Genomic DNA, 15,706 nt, shown 5'->3' on the forward strand with positions numbered 1-15,706 from the left:
GCCACATCGTCGGCCGTCGGCATATCGGGGGGAAACTTGCACGCACGTATCACTCGGGTGCTCGCGGCGGCGTGCCTGGCGCTGACGGCGTCGTCCTGCGCGCAGGACAGTCAGCCGGTCGAATTCGCCGCCGCCGCACCTCTTTCCGCGTTCTACAACCCCAGCGCGGAATCGATTCCGGGGCAGCGTGGTTCGGTGATCCGCTCGCAGCCACTCACCGGGGCGCAGGTCGTGCCCGGCGCCCGCAACTACCTGACGCTGTACCGGTCGCTGGATGCGCAGGAGAAGCCCGTCGCGGTGTCAGGAACGCTCGCGGTGCCCGAAGGTGTTGCGCCCGCGGGTGGTTGGCCGCTCATTTCCTGGGGGCCGGGTAGCACCGGGGTCGCCGATGTCTGCGCGGCCTCGCGCTCCGAAGGTTCCTCGCCGAGCCGAGACGAACAGGCTCGCTGGGTGGCCAAGGGGTACGCGGTCGCCAGAACCGACTACCAGGGCTTGGGGACGCCGGGCGGTCACGGGTACATGATCGGTGAGACCGAACAGCGGGCGATGGCCGATATCGCCACGGCGGCAAGGGAAATCGACAAGTCGGTCGGATCACGCTGGGTGGCGATGGGGCATTCCCAAGGTGGTCACGCGGCCCTGTTCGCCGCCGTCGACGCCAAGGGCTGGACGCCGAATTCGCCGTTGCTCGGGGCCATCGCGCTGGCACCCGCCTCGCACCTGGGCGAACAGGTGCGCATGGCGAAGTGGGCGGCGTCGAATCCGCTGGGCAAACTCGGTACCGGCGATGTGTCGGTGTACCTACCGCTGTTGGTTCGCGGCGCCCAGACAGTGACCGATGTGGACCCCGCCCGATTCCTCACCGGCCGTGCGCAGTCCCTGCTGCCGGTCGCCGACTCCGAATGCACCGGCGGACTGCGCGACAAGAGCAAGTGGGGCGGTCTGTCGGCGAAGGACGTCTTCACCTCCGACGGCGACGTCTCGGGGCTGCTGCGAGTCCTCGACGACAACGACCCGAGCGGCCTCCGATTCACCGTTCCGGTCCTTGTTCTCCAGGGCCGTTCCGACCTCACCGTCCCGCTGAACGCGACCGATGCGATGGTCGCCGAACAGCAGGCACGCGGCGAGTCGGTCGACTACCGCAAATACGACGACGTCGACCACAGCGAAATCGTCTCCGCCTCCTTCGCCGACGCCCTCGGCTGGGCCGACACCTGCTTCGGCATCAATCGGTGAGGTTTGTACCTCGGTTACGCCGAGAGCAGAAGAGCCGGGTGTTTCGGTGCCGGTATCCCTACGCTCGGAGTATGGGCGAGCACAACGGGTTGCGGGTGATTCCAGGCGGACGCGGCGAACAGCGGTCGCGGCCGGAACCACTCTGGCGTGAGGCACTGGGCGAACGCCTGCGGGCCCTGCGTTTGGAGCAGTGCTCCACACTCGTCGACACCGCTGGTCGCGCGGGTATCTCGCCGCAATACCTCTCGGAAGTCGAGCGCGGGCGCAAAGAGCCGTCCAGCGAGATGATCGCCGCGCTGGCCGGTGCCCTCGGTACGTCGCTGGGCGAACTGGTCGCCCAGGTGGCCGAATCGATGCGTAGGTACGCACTTGTGCCGGCGCGTGCGGTGGTTCTGGGCGGGCAACGCCAGATCGCCCCCTCCCACGCGGGCCCGATGTCGCTGGCTCCGAACGCCGTCCTGCTCGCCGCCTGATTTGCACCTGTTCGCAGCGGCATCGCCTGTCGCTGTCCATCGAGATCAACCGGTCATGTGCTTTTCCGCTCGGACGACGCTTGCGAGATGTCCTGGCGATCAACCGTCCACTGACGCGCTTGTTCGCGCGGCGGCGATCTGGCTGCGGAGTAGATCGACGATCGCGCTGACGGGGAGTTCGGGGTCGATCGCGCGTTGCACCCCGAGGCCGATGCCGAGCGAGAGTAGTTGCAGCGCGGCATCTTCGGCGGCAATCGGGAGTTCGAGGCCGAGCTGATCGGCCTGTGTCTGGATCACCGTGGCGAGCATCGTCGTCAGGGTGCGTCGGCGATCGGCGAGCTCGGTGCGGATCTTGGGCATGTGCCGGGTGCTCGTCGCGAACTCGACCTCCAGCGCGGTCCAGCCGACATCACCGATGTTCTCGTCGGCCCATCGCGCGAAACCTTCGATCCGCGCCGCCATCGTGTCGTGCGGCAGCATCGCGTCCACGAGCGACTGCGCGCGCTCCACGTGCACGACATCGAGCACGGCGAGGCCCAATTCGTGCTTGGTCGCGAAGTTGGAGTACACCGCGCCCTTGGAGAACCCGGCCTCGGTGGCCACCTTCTCCAGCGGGGTCACGTTGTAGCCGTCGGCCATGAACAGCCGCTTGGCAGTCTCGACCAGTCGTTCACGCGTGAGAGCGTGCGACTCCTTGCGCGTCATCCTGGCCATGTGCAGGAGTTTAGCAAGATGGGCTACCGCTGGAATTCAAATACCGTTAGTATTCGAAATATGACAACACGACGTGGCTTAGCGATCGGCTGCGGTGGCCTGCTCGGCTTCGCCTGGACCGCGGTAGCCCTCGACGCCGTCGAACGCGCGATGAACTGGGACACCCGCACCGCCGATGTCCTGATCGGCACCTCCGCGGGCGCGGAACTCGTCGCGGCCCTCGGCTCCGGCCGCACCCCCGCTGACCTGCTCGCCGCCCTCGGCAAAGCCCCCGGCGCCGACCCGATCCTGGCCGCCCACATTGCCGTCGACCCCGGCAAATTCCCCCCGCTTCCGAGGCTCGGATTCCCCGGCCTCGGCCTGGTCGGTGCCGGTCTGCGCGCTCGTTCGCCCTACTCCGCGCTGGCCGGACTCCTTCCGTGTGGCCGCGGTGACGCCGACTGGTTGCGATCGTTCGGCCAGGCGCTCGCCGACCCGAGCGGCTGGGTGAGCCATCCCGCGACCTGGGTGGTGGGCGCCGACACGGCAACAGGCACGCGAGTCGCCTTCGGCGCGAACCGAAGGGGCAGCGGCATCGCGACGGCCGGAGATCCGACTGGTTCGGCGCCGGTCGACCTGGGTGACGCGATCGCCGCGTCCTGGGCCATCCCCGGTTGGTTCCCGCCTGCGCGGATCGGCGGGAAGGACTATGTGGACGGCGGTACGGTGTCGTCGGTGTCGGCCGATCTGCTGCTGCCACTGGAACTCGACGAGGTGGTGGTCATCGCCCCGATGACGTCCGAGGGCGGCGCACCGGCCACCGGCCTGAACCGCGTCGAACGCCTGCTCCGCGCGCAGATGACCCGCGGCCTCGACCGCGAAGTGGCCCTGCTGCGCGCCGCGGGCACCCGCGTGATCCGGGTCGAACCCGGCCCCGAGGAGCACGCCGCCATGGGCGCGAACTTCATGGATTCGGCCCGCCGTCCCGCCACCCTCGCCGCGGCCCGTCGCGGTGTCCCGGCCCGGGTCGCCGATGCGCTGCGCGCTTCCACCCTCGCGGGCCGACCCGCATGATCCGCCCGACCGGCTGGGTCGCGGATTCCGTCAGCACCGGCGCCGGGATCGGCGCACCATTTGTTTCGTTCGAAGGAGAAGTCGCATGAGCCGCCAGCACGAGGTCGTTGTGATCGGAGCGGGTGTCTCCGGCATCTGCGCGGCGATCAAGTTGATCGAGGCCGGTGTCGAGGATGTGGTGATCGTCGAGAAGGCCGAAACCTTCGGTGGCACTTGGCGAGCCAACACCTATCCCGGCTGCGCGTGCGATGTGCCCTCCGGCCTGTACTCGTTCTCCTTCGCGCCCAACATTGAGTGGTCGCGGCTGTTCGCGACCCAGCCCGAGATCCTCGCCTACGTCGATCGGGTGGCGCGCGAGCACGGGCTGGTCGAGCACACCCGCTTCGGGGTGGAGGTGGTCGGTTCGCGGTTCGACGAGGCCGCGCAACTGTGGCGGCTGGAGACCAGCGAGGGCCCGCTGAGCGCCCGCTTCGTCGTGTCGGCCGCGGGTCCGTGGAACGAACCGAACCTGCCCGAGATCCCGGGGCTGGCCGAATTCCCCGGCGAGGTCTTCCATTCCGCGCGCTGGAAACACGACTACGACCTGCGTGGCAAGCGGGTCGCGGTGGTGGGGTCTGGTGCGTCCGCGGTGCAATTCGTGCCCGCGATCGTGCCCGAGGTCGCCGAACTGCACCTGTTCCAGCGCACCGCGCAATGGGTGCTGCCCAAGCTCGATCACCGCGTACCCGGCTTCGAGAAGAAGGTGATGCGGCGATTCCCGTTCGCGCACAAGGCCTTGCGATCGACCGAGTACGCGTTGATGGAGGCTCTCGGGGTCGCGTTCCGGCATCCACGGCCGCTGATGCAGACCGTGCAGGCCGTGGGGTCGGCGTATCTGCGTGCCGTGGTGCGTGATCCGGCACTGCGGGCGAAGCTGACGCCGGACTATCTGCTCGGCTGTAAGCGAATCCTGTTCTCCAACAGCTACCTCCAGTCGCTGACCCGCGACAACGTCGACGTGCACGCCACCGGCGTCGCCGAATTCCGAGGCAACACCGTGGTCGGTGCCGACGGCACCACCGTCGAGGTCGACGCCGTCATCCTCGGTACCGGCTTCCACATCCTCGACACCCCGCTGGCCGACATCGTCCGCGGCGCCGACGGCCGCACCCTGGCCGAGCACTGGAAGGGCTCGCCCGAGGCCTATCTCGGCACCGTCACCACCGGTTTCCCCAACGCGTTCACCGTGCTCGGCCCCAGCCTCGGCACCGGCCACTCCTCGGCGTTCGCCATCCTGGAAGCCCAGGTCGCCTTCCTCGTCTCGGCAATCGAGAGCGCCCGGCGCGAAGGCTGGGCGGGGCTGGACGTGCGGCCCGAGGTGCAGGCGCGCTACGTCGACCAGGTGCAGGCCGCGCTCGCGGGCACCGTTTACAACGCGGGCGGTTGCCAGAGCTACTACATGGACGCCAACGGCCGCAACAGTTTCAGCTGGCCCTGGTCCACCGGCGAACTCACCACCCGCGTCAGCGCGTTCGACCCCGCCGACTTCACCATCACCGACGTGACAGTGCCCGCGTGAGCGCTTCCACCGCGCGCACGTCGATCACCATCGGGTGCGCGACCCGCAGACCGACCACCAGACGAGAGGCCACACGATGAGCTACCCACGGATCGATCTCGCAGGCGCGACGATCGCGATCACCGGTGCCGCCCGCGGCATCGGGCTGGCCACCGCCAATGCGTTCGTCGAGGCGGGCGCCTATGTCGCGCTCGGTGACCTCGATGAAGCGCTGGCGGTACAGGCCGCCACCGAGATCGGTGACCACGCGATGGGCCACGCGCTCGACGTCACCGACAAGGCTTCCTACGCACAGTTTCTCGATGCGGTCGCCCAATGGCACGGCCCGCTCGACGTGCTGGTGAACAATGCCGGCGTGATGCCGAACGGCCCGTTCCTGGCGCAGTCCGACCGCATCGACCAGCTCACGATGGACGTCAACGTCTACGGCGTCATCCACGGCATGCGGCTGGCACTGCCCGGCATGGTCGCGCGCGGCTACGGCCATGTCGTGAACGTCGCCTCGCTGGCGGGCAAGTTCCCGCTCAAGGGCCTCGCCGTGTACAACGCCAGCAAGTACGCGGTGGTCGGCCTGACCGCCGCCACCCGGCTGGAAATGGATGGCACCGGTGTCAGCGTGAGTGCGGTGCTGCCGTCGGCGGTGCGCACCGAACTCAGCTCCGGCATCGACTACGGCATCCTGCCCGCCGTCGATCCCGAGGACATCGCCGCCGCGGTTGTCCGCTCGGTCAGGACTCGGGCAGCCGAGACGGCGGTGCCCGGGTATGTCGGGCTGATGGCGAACGCGTCGGGCCTGGTGCCGGAGCCGGTGTTGCGGGCCATCCGCAAAGCTGCCAACGACGATGCCGCGATCAACGGGGTCGACGACAAGGTCCGCCGCGTCTACCTGGACCGCATCGAAAAGCAGTAGGTATCAGGTCAACCCGGCTCGGGTACAGGGGCTCGAGCCGGGATCCCACGCTGGGCGTATACAATCCGGATCTCGGTCGAATGTCCACCGCTCGAGCGGTGTTGTGAACTCCCAGCGTAGTCTCGGCTCCCGATCAGTCCCGCTCGTGCAGTACCTGGTCGACCAGTCCGTACTCGAGTGCGGTGTCGGCGGTGAACACCCGGTCGCGGTCGGTATCGCGGCGCAGGGTTTCCGGGGTCTGACCAGTGTGCTTGGACAGGATCGCCTCGATCGCCGCACGCATGCGGACAATCTCGTCGGCCTGCAGGATCAGGTCGGGAATCGTGCCCTGGCCGCGAGTCGCGGGCTGGTGCAACACGATTCGGGTATGCGGGAGCATCGCCCGATGACCGGCCGCGCCACCCGCGAGGAGAACGGCACCGACCGCGATCGCCTGTCCGACACAGGTGGTGTGCACCGGCGCCTTGATGAATCGCATGGTGTCGTAGACGGCGAGCATGGCGGACAAGTCGCCGCCTTCGCAGTTGATGTAGAGGCTGATCGCCTGGCCGGGGCTGTCGGATTCCAGGTGCAGGAGCTGGGCGATGAGGGCGTTGGCGACGCCGGAGTCGATGGGAGTGCCCAGGTAGACGATGCGTTCGCTGAGCAGGTGCGAGTAGATGTCGGTGATTCGCTCACCACCGCCGCGATGCTGGGACACCACGTTCGGAATCGTGTACGTCATGAGATCCGGCCCTCTCCGAGTATTTCTGCCTGATTCGTCTGCCTCGTGGATCGTGTCGGCGGCAGGCGGTCGTGCTGTTGGTCGTGTGCGCTCGCACCCGGTGAGCTACCCATGTGCGTGCGCGATCAGTGGCCGCTGTCGGCGCGGGAAGCAGATCATGCGGTGATCCCGATGCGGTGACGGTTCGGGACGACCTGGTCGAACGATTCGACGATGTGGTCGATGAACCCGTACTCGAGTGCCTGGGGTGCGGTGAACCAGCGGTCGTGCAGCGAGTCCTCGTACACACGGTCGAACGGCTGGCCGGTGTCCTCCGCGATGAGGCCGAGCACGGTGTCGACGGTGTAGCGCAGGTCGTCGGCCTGCACTTCCACCTCCACTGCGCTGCCACCGATTCCCGCCGACCCCTGGTGCATGAGGACGCGGGCGTGCGGCAGGGCGTACCGCTTACCCGGTGCGCCGGAGGAGAGCAGGAATTGCCCTGCGCTGCAAGCTAATCCGAGCGCCAGGGTGGACACCTCGCACGGCACGAGCCGCATCACGTCGCGGATCGCCAGCATCGACGGGACGGAACCGCCGGGGGAGTGGATCCACAGTGAGATCCCGGCCTCGGGGCTCTGGGCGCCGAGGGTGAGTAGTTGGGTGATCAGCAGGGTGCCGTTGTCGTCGTCGAGGGGGCCGTCGAGGACGAGGATGCGGCGGCCGAACAGTTGCTCGCGGGCCCGCCAGCTGAACATCGGGGTTTTCTCGTCGTGTGCCATGGGTCCACGGTGCCTCGTTTGCATGGTGGTTCGCTGGTAATGCTGCTGTGGGCGGATCTGCTCTCAGCAGCGTGTTCTGCGGGGGCTGGGGTTCGGGTGGTCGCAGGGGGCTGTCTGGCTGGGCTCCGGCGGGTTGGATAGGCCCGGGACGTGTGTGTGTGTGGCAGGGGCGCGGGTTTGAGTAGACCCAGGACGTGTTGGTATGGCAGAGCTCCGGGGTTTGAGTAGTCCTAGAGGCGCTGGCTGTGTTTATTGGAGCGCTGGCGCGCTCGAGTCGCGGCCCCTAGGGGCCGCCGGTTAGGCACCGGTGCTTGCTCCTTCGTCGCCTACGCACCGGCGCCTAACCGGCGACCCGGCCGCGACCGGCCACTTCGTGGCCGTCCCTCCCTAGGGGTCGGGAGTGCGGTGGGTGGGTTTTGTGGGGTGTGGAAGACGGGGACAGGCCATGTGCACGGTGTGGTCTGGAATGCGGTAGGCCTGCGGGTTTGGGGTAACCGCTGCGGCTGAAAGTGCGGTAGGCCTGCGGGTTTGGGGTGGCCGGTGTGGTTGGAAGTGCGGTAGGGCTGCGGTCTTTGGGGTGGCCGGTGTGGTTGGAAGTGCGGTAGGGGTGCGGTCTTTGGGGTGGCCGGTGTGGTTGGAAGTGCGGTAGGGGTGCGGTCTTTGGGGCGGCCGGTGTAGCTGGGAGTCGGTGGGCTGCGGACCGGGGTGAGTTGGTGTTGGGGGTGGTGTGGCTGGTACGCGGGGAGGGCGGCGGCATTGTGTCCGCCGCCCTCCCTGGTGCGTTTCTACTTGGCGTCGAATTCCCTTGCGCGCAGGGAGCGTTCGATGCCGGCACGGCCTTCGGAGACCAGGCGGTACAGGGCGGGCGGGTGGTTGCCGGACAGGAATTCGTCGGCCTTGGCGACGGCTTCCTCGGTGATCGCCCAGTGGGGGTACAGGCCGATCACGACGGTTTGGGCGACTTCGCTCGAGCGGCGTTCCCATACGGCGGAGATGTCGGCGAAGTACTTGTCCACGTATGGGGCGAGCAACGCGCCCTGGCCGGCGGGGGCGAAGCCGCCGACGATGGCGCGGGCGGTGATGTTGGGGACGGAGTCGTCGGCCATCACGGTGTGCCAAGCCTGCGCCTTGACCTCGGCGATCGGGCGCGCGGTGGCTGCCGTGGCTGCCTGGCGCTTGCCTGCCGCGGTCGGGTCGTTCTGGAGTTCGGCGTCGATGGTCGGGGAATCGACACCGCCGGCGTCGATCCGGCCTGCCGCCGCCAGTGCGGTGACGACGCGCCAGCGCAGATCGGTGTCGATGGTGAGTCCGGCCAGACCTGCCGCGCTCGGATCGTCGTCGAGCAGCCGCGCCAGTGCGTCGAGGTGGCGTGATTCCAGCTTTGCCCCGGTCAGCGCGTTGACGAAGGCCAGCTGGTAGTCCGAACCCGCCTCGGCACCGCGAGCCAGTTCGAGTAGCCGGTCGGCGAATTCCGGCCAGCCGACCTGGTCGGCCCACTCCGGATCGGCGTAGCTCCCGATGGCGGTGCTGGCCTGCATGAGTAGCCGCTGCACCACTCCGATCTCGGATTCGGCGCCGATCCCGCGCTGCACGAGAGCGACGAAATCGCGCGCCTTCATCTCGGACTGGCGGGTCATCTCCCAGGCCGCCGACCAGGCCAGCGTGCGCGGCAGCGAGTCGGCGATGTCACCGACGCGCTGCACGACCACGTCGAGGGAATCGGGGTCCAGACGCAGCGAGCAGTAGGTGAGGTCGTCGTCGTTGACCAGCACCAGCGCACCGCGCGGCACGCCGACCAGCTCGGGCACCTCGGTGCGCCCGGCGGCGTCGAGGTCGAGTTCGACGCGGTTGGTGCGCACCAGCTTTCCGTCGACATCGTCGTAGACACCGACCGCGATCCGGTGCACCCGGTACTCGCCCGCGCCCGGCGCGGCGCCTTCCTGCACGACCGCGAAGCTCGAGAACGTGCCGTCGGCCGCGACGGCGAAATCGGGGCGCAGGATATTGAGGCCGGTGGTCTTGAGCCACTGCGCGCCCCAGTCCGACAGGTCACGCCCCGACGCCTGCTCCAGCGCGGCGAGCAGATCGTCGAAAGTGGCGTTGCCGTAGGCATGTTCGGCGAAGTAGGCACGCAGACCGGCCAGGAACGGCTGTAGCCCCACGTAGGCCACGAGCTGCTTGAGGACCGAAGCGCCCTTGGCGTAGGTGATGCCGTCGAAATTGACCTCCACCGCGTGCAGGTCGGGGATGTCGGCGGCGATCGGGTGGGTCGAGGGCAGCTGGTCCTGGCGGTAGGCCCAGGACTTCTCCACATTCGCGAAAGTGGTCCAGGCGCTGGTGTATTCGGTGGCCTCGGCCTGGCACAGCACCGAGGCGAAGGTCGCGAACGACTCGTTCAACCACAGGTCGTCCCACCACTTCATGGTGACCAGGTCGCCGAACCACATGTGCGCCATCTCGTGCAGCACGGTCTCGGCGCGACGCTCGTACGACGCGCGGGTCACCTTGGACCGGAACACGTAGTCCTCGAGGAAGGTGACAGCGCCGGCGTTCTCCATCGCGCCCGCGTTGAACTCCGGCACGAACAGCTGGTCGTACTTGCCGAAGGCATAGGGCACGCCGAAGTTGTTGTGGTAGAACTCGAAACCCTGCTTGGTCTCGGTGAACAGCCGTTCGGCGTCCATGTACTCGGCCAGCGAGGACCGGCAGTACAGACCAAGTGGAATTTCGCCGCTCGCGTCGGTGAAGGTGTCGGACCACTTCGCGTACGGGCCCGCGATCATGGCGACCAGGTAGGTGCTCATCCGCGGGGTGGTGGCGAAGGTGTGGCGCACGACCGCGCCGATTGTGTGCTGCTCGATATCGGCACCGTTGGAGATGACCACCCAGTCCGCGGGCGCGGTGGCGACGATGTCGAAGGTGGCCTTGAGGTCGGGCTGATCGAAGCAGGCGAACATCCGCTTGGCATCGGCGGTCTCGAACTGCGAGTACAGGTACACCTTGTCGTCGGTCGGATCGACGAACCGGTGCAGACCCTCACCGGTGTGCGAGTACTCGCACTCGGCCTCGACTACCAGCTCGTTGTTCTCGGCCAGCTCCGGCAAGGCGATCCCGGCGGACTCGTCATACGAGGTCACCTCGAGCGCGACCCCGTTGAGCACCGCCGAGCGCACCCGCGGCGCCACCAGGTCGATGAACGTGCTCGCGCCGGGAGTGGCGGTGAAGGTGACAGTGGTCTTCGACCCGAACGTGTCCGACACCTCGGACCCGGCACCGCGCGGCTGATCGGTGAGGTCGAGTTCGATCCGGTAGTTCTGCACGGCCACCACGGCCGCGCGTTCGACCGCCTGGTCGCGGGTGAGATTCGGGGCGGACATTGATCTCCTTCGTCGTCGACGAACACGGCACGGTAGTTCGGCGTCCACAATGCCACTTGCCGTCGGCCCCCGCTCACGAGTTTCTCGCCCAGGCCGCTACGACGGTGGTGCGACCACACTGCGGCCGTGGCGAGCATCACGAGGGAAGTGACCGGCTCCGCGTCGCGGTGACCAGGCGTGATTCGGTGCTCGGGGCCGTCTGTAGAGTTCGTACATACTCAGTATGTGGACCCAGGATTCGGAGGCTCGACGTTGAAGCATGTGCACGCCGGGAAAGTTCGTGACCTCTACGAGGACGGCGATACCCTGCTGCTCGTCGCGTCGGACCGGGTTTCGGTCTATGACGTGGTGCTGCCGACGCCGATTCCGGACAAGGGCGCGTTGTTGACGCAGCTGTCGAACTGGTGGTTCGAGTACTTCACCGGGATTCCGAATCACGTGGTCTCGGCGACCGACGTGCCCGCCGAGTTCGCCGGGCGTGGGATTCGGGTGAAGCCGTTGAAGATGCTGTCGGTCGAGTGCATCGCGCGGGGATATCTGACCGGGTCGGGGCTGAAGGAGTACCAGCGGTCGGGGACCGTGTCGGGGATCGCGTTGCCTGCCGGGCTGCGTGACGGCGACAAATTGCCCGAGCCGATCTTCACCCCGTCGACCAAGGCTTCCGAAGGCCATGACGAGGCGATCAGCTTCGCCGATGTGGTGAATCAAGAGGGTCGCGAGGTGGCCGAGAAGCTGCGTGATCTCACCCTCGAGATCTACTCGCGCGGAGCCGAGCACGCGGCGAAGGCGGGCGTGATCGTGGCCGACACCAAGGTCGAATTCGGTTGGGACGGTGATGTTCTCACCCTCGGTGACGAGGTGCTGACCTCGGATTCCTCCCGCTTCTGGCCGGCCGACGAGTGGGAGCCGGGCCGGGCCCAGCGCTCCTTCGACAAGCAGTTCGTGCGCGACTGGTCGACCTCGACCGGCTGGAACAAGGAATATCCGGGCCCCGAGATCCCCGCCGACGTCGTCGAGGGGACGCGTCGCAAGTACGAAGAGGCCTACGAACGCATCACCGGCCGGCGGTGGAATCAGGCTTGATCCGCGGCGGCGCCGGTCGATGGGCCGTTGGAGTATCGCGTCAGTGCACGGGTGCGTCCACACCCTTGACCGCGCAGATATGTTCCAAGTTCTCGTTGCCCCAGGCGCCGAGGGTGACCAGCGCCGCGTTGAGTGACACCCCCCGTTCGGTGAGCGAGTACTCGACCTTCGGGGGCACCTGCGCGTAGACCTCGCGGCCGATGATGCCGTCGTGTTCGAGCTCGCGTAGCTGCTGGATCAACATCTTCTCGGTCACGCCGGGGATCAGCCGTTTCAGGTCGCCGAAGCGTTGGGTGCCGGTGGAAAGGGCCCACAGGATCAGCGCCTTCCACTTCCCGCCGACAACGTCGAGCGCGGCATCGATACCGCAGGAATAGGGACGTTCTCGCAGCTTCATGGTCGCCTTACTTACCTTTTGGTGGGTATTGCACTTCATAGTCGGTACTTGTCGATTGTAGTGTAACCCTAGATTCTAGGAGTGCGTTGCCGAGCGGCAGCGAAGAACTTCGGAACAAGGAGAACAATGGCCAACCAGACTGCAGCACAGCATGTTTCGGTGATCGGACTCGGCGCGATGGGTGCCGCGCTGGCGAAGGCTCTGCTGGCGGGCGGCCATGAGGTGACGGTATGGAACCGCACCCCGGCGCGGGCCGAGGCATTGGTGGCTCACGGCGCGAAGGTCGCGGCGAATGCCGCCGAGGCGATGGCGGCGGGGGACCTGGTGATCCTGTGCGTGCTCGACGACGCCGCGGTGCGCGAACACCTCGAGCCCGCCGCGGCGCAGGTGCGCGGGAAGGTGGTGGTCAATCTGACCACCACCTCGCCGGAGCAGGCGCGCTCGCTGGGTCGCTGGGCCGAGGCCGAGGCGGTCGAGCTGATCGACGGCGGCATCATGGCGGTGCCCGAAATGATCGGTGGACCTGCGGCTTTCGTGCTCTACAGCGGTGCCGTCGCCGGATTCGAGCGATTCCGCGCGGTGCTGGAATTGTTCGGTCGCGCCGAATTCGTCGGCGAGGATCTCGGTGCCGCCGCCATGTACGACGTCTCGATCCTCGGCGGCATGTACGCCATGTTCGCCGCGTTCCGTCAGGGCGGCGCGATGGTCCGCTCCACGGGTGGCTCGGCCGCGCGCCTGGCCGAGTTGATGGGGCCGTTCCTGCAGACGATGGCGACCTTGCTGGAAGGGTTTGCGGCGGGCATCGACAATCCGGCGGACTACGTGCAGCCGCAGAGCGACGAGTTCACCGCCGCCGCCATCGACCTGATCGACAAGTCCGCCGCAGAATCCGGCAACCCCACCGAGCTCTACGGAGTCCTGCGCGACGGTCTCGCCGGTCTGTGACCGTATTCAACCGGGCTACGTCCCGGGTCATCCTGGAACCGAACGAGGCGATCAGGCCGCAGGCCCGACCCCGCAGTGACCAGGGAGGGTCACTGCGCAGTCGGGCCGATCGTCCGGTGCGCGCCGATCACGCCGGGTGGTCAGCGCGTGTACGCGTCGATGGCGTTGTCGGAGTAGGGATCTCGTATATCAAGCATTGACCAGGTCGAGGGCGAGCAAGTCGTCGACGAAGGCTTCGGCTTTTGCCTCGAAGGCGGCGTAGTGGGTGGTCCGCGCGTCGCCGCTGATCGCCTCGCCGATCACGAGATTGCCCTCGGCATCGATACTTTGGGGCTGCTCCTCGGCGTCGGGGAGCAGCCCGACCCGGGAAATCGCGATACCGGCGTATTCGGCCAGACCCACGTTGAGCTGGGCCTCCAGCAGCTGCTGCATGCCGGGGACAATCGCGTCACCGGCTGTGGCACCGGCCAATCCGAGCCACAGGATGCGCTTGCCCGCCAGGCGTGGCTTGCTGCGGCCGTAGGCGAAACCGTAGTTCCAGACAGCATCGATCCAGCCCTTGAGCATCGCGGGCACGCTCTGCCAATAGACCGGGAACACCACGACGATGACGTCGGCGGCCAGCACGCGCCGCATGTGCGCCTCGGCGGTGGGGGAGTAGACCTTGTCGCGGTTGCCCCACTCGGGCTGGTCGGCCACGGTCATCCTCGGGTCGAAATTCTCGGCGTGCAGATCGAGGAAATCGATGGCGTAGCCGGCGGCGGTGAGCCGGTCGACGGCCCGGCCCGCGATATGGGCCGACAGCGAGTCGGCGCGATGGTGGCCGAGCACGACGAGCGCGGTCGGTGCGGAGTCGGCGGTGCTCGATCCGGTGGTGGTCAGTTCGGCGGTGGCAGTCGTGGTGGCGGCGGACTGGGTCACGGTGAGCTCCTGTTCGATCGTGGTGCGGGCTGTTCGGCCCGGTGTATCGAGTCAACCGCGAAATGCGTGGACGATCTATGGCTGATCATCTCGGGTCGATAGGAATTCGTCTACGCTGGTGCTGTGGACCCGTTGAGTTCGTTGCTGAGCGGCATTCGTGCCGAAGGATCGGTCGTCGCCCATGCTGTGCTGCGCCCACCGTGGACGATTCGCTTCGCCGACCGTGCTCCGCTGATCATGGTGACGGTGCTGCGTGGTGGCGGCACGCTGGTGCTCGCGGATGGCTCACGCACGAGTCTGATCGCCGGTGACACCGCGCTCGTGCAGGCAGGTGAACCGTTCCATCTGGTCGATACTCCCGCCGCGCTGGACAGTCCGCACGCGCGCTACGAGCTGTCCTGTTTCGTGCCGGACGGCTTCGGTCCCGCCGATTTCGACTGTGCGGTACCCGAATTGATCGACGCGCCCGCGAAAGAGGGCGCACCGGAGGAGACTTCGCTGCTGGTAGGCGCCTATCGCGCCTCGGGGCGACGCCACGAGCGGCTGTTGCGGGCGCTGCCGCAGGTGATGGTGGTCCACGAAGACCCTGAGATGTGTTTGTGGCTGGAACGATCCGCCGCCGACGCGGTGCGCTTCAGCGCGGGCTCGCAGGCGCTGATGGACCGGCTGCTGGACTGGGCGCTGGTCTGCACGCTGCGCTCCTGGCTCGCCGAACAGCAACACTGCGCGCCCGCCTGGTACCGCGGGATGGCCGACCCGATCGTCGGCCCCGCGCTCACCGCCATCCACGACCGGCCGTTCCACCGCTGGACCGTGGCGAGCCTGGCCACCGAGGCGGCGGTCTCGCGCGCCCTGTTCGCCCGGCGCTTCAGTGAGGTGATGGGCGAACCGCCACTGGCCTACCTCACCGAGTGGCGAATGGCCGAAGCCGAGGAACTGCTCGCCGACCCCGCCCGCAGCGTCGCGCAGGTGGCGACAACCGTCGGCTACTCCGATGCCTTCGGCTTCAGCGCGGCGTTCAAGCGGCTCCGCGGGACGAGTCCCACGGAGTTCCGGGCAGCGCTGGTGTAGCGCACACCTTCGCTGCGACGGAGTCGCGCCAAGCGATGAGCGCGCGCAGTCAGCTTCTCGGCGTGAGGAGGACCAAGGGGATCTCGCGGGTGGTTTTCGTCTGGTAGTCCGCGTACCCCTTGTAGGCCGCGGTGACCCTTGGCCACAGTGTCGCGCGTTCCTCGGCGGTGGCGACGTGGGCCGTCATCGGGCGCTCGGGACCCTCGCGCAGCGACACCTCGACGTTCGGGTTGTCGCGCAGGTTCAAAAACCAAGCGGGATGGGTGGGGTCGCCACCGCGGGAGGCGACGACGACGATCGTGTCGCCGTCGATGACGGGTGTGGTGAGCATGACCTTGCGTGGGTCACCGGTTTTGCGGCCGATCGTGGTGAGTTGCAGCGACGGCATCCCGAAGATCGAGTTGCCGATGCGCCCGCCGGTCACCGTGAGCAGCGTGCGGTGGACGGTGTTCATGATCTTCAGCTGCAAGTCGCTGGGCATGG

At 67.5% G+C, this 15,706-nt stretch carries 15 protein-coding genes; 8 read left to right on the top strand and 7 right to left on the bottom strand.

Translation table 11 applies throughout. The annotated features are described in order from the left end of the window. The first annotated feature begins 36 nt into the window (after positions 1-36). Positions 37-1,236 carry an alpha/beta hydrolase family protein gene (locus ACWZHB_RS01685; protein WP_427906182.1) on the top strand — a complete coding sequence of 400 codons (1,200 nt, stop codon included), beginning with the start codon at positions 37-39 and terminating at the stop codon, positions 1,234-1,236. 71 nt (positions 1,237-1,307) lie between these two features. Next, positions 1,308-1,709 carry a helix-turn-helix domain-containing protein gene (locus tag ACWZHB_RS01690; protein WP_427906183.1) on the top strand — a complete coding sequence of 134 codons (402 nt, stop codon included), beginning with the start codon at positions 1,308-1,310 and terminating at the stop codon, positions 1,707-1,709. A gap of 99 nt (positions 1,710-1,808) precedes the next feature. Here ACWZHB_RS01690 and ACWZHB_RS01695 read toward each other — a convergent pair whose 3' ends face one another. After that, the gene (locus ACWZHB_RS01695; protein ID WP_427906184.1) at positions 1,809-2,423 is read right to left on the bottom strand and encodes a TetR/AcrR family transcriptional regulator; all 615 of its coding nucleotides are present in this window, start codon (positions 2,421-2,423) and stop codon (positions 1,809-1,811) included. Positions 2,424-2,483: 60 nt separating this feature from the next. On the opposite strand from ACWZHB_RS01695, the gene ACWZHB_RS01700 reads away from it, so the two are divergent. From ACWZHB_RS01700 to ACWZHB_RS01710, 3 genes are all read left to right on the top strand, one after another. Beyond that, complete coding sequence (locus tag ACWZHB_RS01700; protein ID WP_427906185.1) at positions 2,484-3,476, top strand: patatin-like phospholipase family protein; 993 nt, start codon at positions 2,484-2,486, stop codon at positions 3,474-3,476. 85 nt (positions 3,477-3,561) lie between these two features. Beyond that, positions 3,562-5,034 (top strand): flavin-containing monooxygenase, encoded by a 1,473-nt coding sequence (locus tag ACWZHB_RS01705; RefSeq protein WP_427906186.1) that lies wholly within the window; start codon positions 3,562-3,564, stop codon positions 5,032-5,034. A 76-nt stretch (positions 5,035-5,110) separates the two neighbouring features. Continuing rightward, positions 5,111-5,944 carry an SDR family oxidoreductase gene (locus ACWZHB_RS01710; protein WP_427906187.1) on the top strand — a complete coding sequence of 278 codons (834 nt, stop codon included), beginning with the start codon at positions 5,111-5,113 and terminating at the stop codon, positions 5,942-5,944. A gap of 133 nt (positions 5,945-6,077) precedes the next feature. On the opposite strand, the gene ACWZHB_RS01715 is transcribed toward ACWZHB_RS01710, so the two are convergent. The 3 genes from ACWZHB_RS01715 to pepN form a co-directional block, all read right to left on the bottom strand. Continuing rightward, entirely contained in the window at positions 6,078-6,668 is a 591-nt protein-coding gene (locus tag ACWZHB_RS01715; protein WP_427906188.1) for a ClpP family protease, read from the bottom strand. Positions 6,669-6,823: 155 nt separating this feature from the next. After that, positions 6,824-7,429: a ClpP family protease gene (locus ACWZHB_RS01720; protein WP_427906189.1), complete on the bottom strand. Its 606-nt coding sequence runs from the start codon at positions 7,427-7,429 to the stop codon at positions 6,824-6,826. Positions 7,430-8,214: 785 nt separating this feature from the next. Beyond that, complete coding sequence (gene pepN, locus ACWZHB_RS01725; RefSeq protein WP_427906190.1) at positions 8,215-10,806, bottom strand: aminopeptidase N; 2,592 nt, start codon at positions 10,804-10,806, stop codon at positions 8,215-8,217. Between the two features lie 252 nt (positions 10,807-11,058). On the opposite strand from pepN, the gene ACWZHB_RS01730 reads away from it, so the two are divergent. Further along, positions 11,059-11,889, top strand: a complete 831-nt coding sequence (locus tag ACWZHB_RS01730; RefSeq protein ID WP_427909047.1) for a phosphoribosylaminoimidazolesuccinocarboxamide synthase — start codon at positions 11,059-11,061, stop codon at positions 11,887-11,889. 40 nt (positions 11,890-11,929) lie between these two features. Here ACWZHB_RS01730 and ACWZHB_RS01735 read toward each other — a convergent pair whose 3' ends face one another. After that, complete coding sequence (locus ACWZHB_RS01735; protein WP_427906191.1) at positions 11,930-12,286, bottom strand: winged helix-turn-helix transcriptional regulator; 357 nt, start codon at positions 12,284-12,286, stop codon at positions 11,930-11,932. An 81-nt stretch (positions 12,287-12,367) separates the two neighbouring features. Here ACWZHB_RS01735 and ACWZHB_RS01740 point away from each other — a divergent pair, with 81 nt between their 5' ends. Beyond that, the gene (locus tag ACWZHB_RS01740; protein ID WP_427906192.1) at positions 12,368-13,231 is read left to right on the top strand and encodes an NAD(P)-binding domain-containing protein; all 864 of its coding nucleotides are present in this window, start codon (positions 12,368-12,370) and stop codon (positions 13,229-13,231) included. 189 nt (positions 13,232-13,420) lie between these two features. On the opposite strand, the gene ACWZHB_RS01745 is transcribed toward ACWZHB_RS01740, so the two are convergent. Continuing rightward, positions 13,421-14,152 carry an NAD(P)H oxidoreductase gene (locus ACWZHB_RS01745; RefSeq protein WP_427906193.1) on the bottom strand — a complete coding sequence of 244 codons (732 nt, stop codon included), beginning with the start codon at positions 14,150-14,152 and terminating at the stop codon, positions 13,421-13,423. Between the two features lie 123 nt (positions 14,153-14,275). Here ACWZHB_RS01745 and ACWZHB_RS01750 point away from each other — a divergent pair, with 123 nt between their 5' ends. Next, positions 14,276-15,223: an AraC family transcriptional regulator gene (locus ACWZHB_RS01750; protein WP_427906194.1), complete on the top strand. Its 948-nt coding sequence runs from the start codon at positions 14,276-14,278 to the stop codon at positions 15,221-15,223. A gap of 49 nt (positions 15,224-15,272) precedes the next feature. Here ACWZHB_RS01750 and ACWZHB_RS01755 read toward each other — a convergent pair whose 3' ends face one another. Then, entirely contained in the window at positions 15,273-15,704 is a 432-nt protein-coding gene (locus ACWZHB_RS01755) for a nitroreductase family deazaflavin-dependent oxidoreductase (protein ID WP_427906195.1), read from the bottom strand. Positions 15,705-15,706 lie beyond the last annotated feature (2 nt).

This window comes from Nocardia sp. FBN12, from assembly GCF_054031145.1.

What these genes read in the sequence shown, in the direction of transcription:
- ACWZHB_RS01755 (WP_427906195.1), bottom strand. Translation starts at nt 15,704, where the DNA reads ATGCCCAGCGACTTGCAGCTGAAGATCATGAACACCGTCCACCGCACG.
- ACWZHB_RS01700 (WP_427906185.1), top strand. Translation starts at nt 2,484, where the DNA reads ATGACAACACGACGTGGCTTAGCGATCGGCTGCGGTGGCCTGCTCGGC.
- ACWZHB_RS01705 (WP_427906186.1), top strand. Translation starts at nt 3,562, where the DNA reads ATGAGCCGCCAGCACGAGGTCGTTGTGATCGGAGCGGGTGTCTCCGGC.
- ACWZHB_RS01690 (WP_427906183.1), top strand. Translation starts at nt 1,308, where the DNA reads ATGGGCGAGCACAACGGGTTGCGGGTGATTCCAGGCGGACGCGGCGAA.
- ACWZHB_RS01710 (WP_427906187.1), top strand. Translation starts at nt 5,111, where the DNA reads ATGAGCTACCCACGGATCGATCTCGCAGGCGCGACGATCGCGATCACC.
- pepN (WP_427906190.1), bottom strand. Translation starts at nt 10,806, where the DNA reads ATGTCCGCCCCGAATCTCACCCGCGACCAGGCGGTCGAACGCGCGGCC.
- ACWZHB_RS01715 (WP_427906188.1), bottom strand. Translation starts at nt 6,668, where the DNA reads ATGACGTACACGATTCCGAACGTGGTGTCCCAGCATCGCGGCGGTGGT.
- ACWZHB_RS01735 (WP_427906191.1), bottom strand. Translation starts at nt 12,286, where the DNA reads ATGAAGCTGCGAGAACGTCCCTATTCCTGCGGTATCGATGCCGCGCTC.
- ACWZHB_RS01720 (WP_427906189.1), bottom strand. Translation starts at nt 7,429, where the DNA reads ATGGCACACGACGAGAAAACCCCGATGTTCAGCTGGCGGGCCCGCGAG.
- ACWZHB_RS01695 (WP_427906184.1), bottom strand. Translation starts at nt 2,423, where the DNA reads ATGGCCAGGATGACGCGCAAGGAGTCGCACGCTCTCACGCGTGAACGA.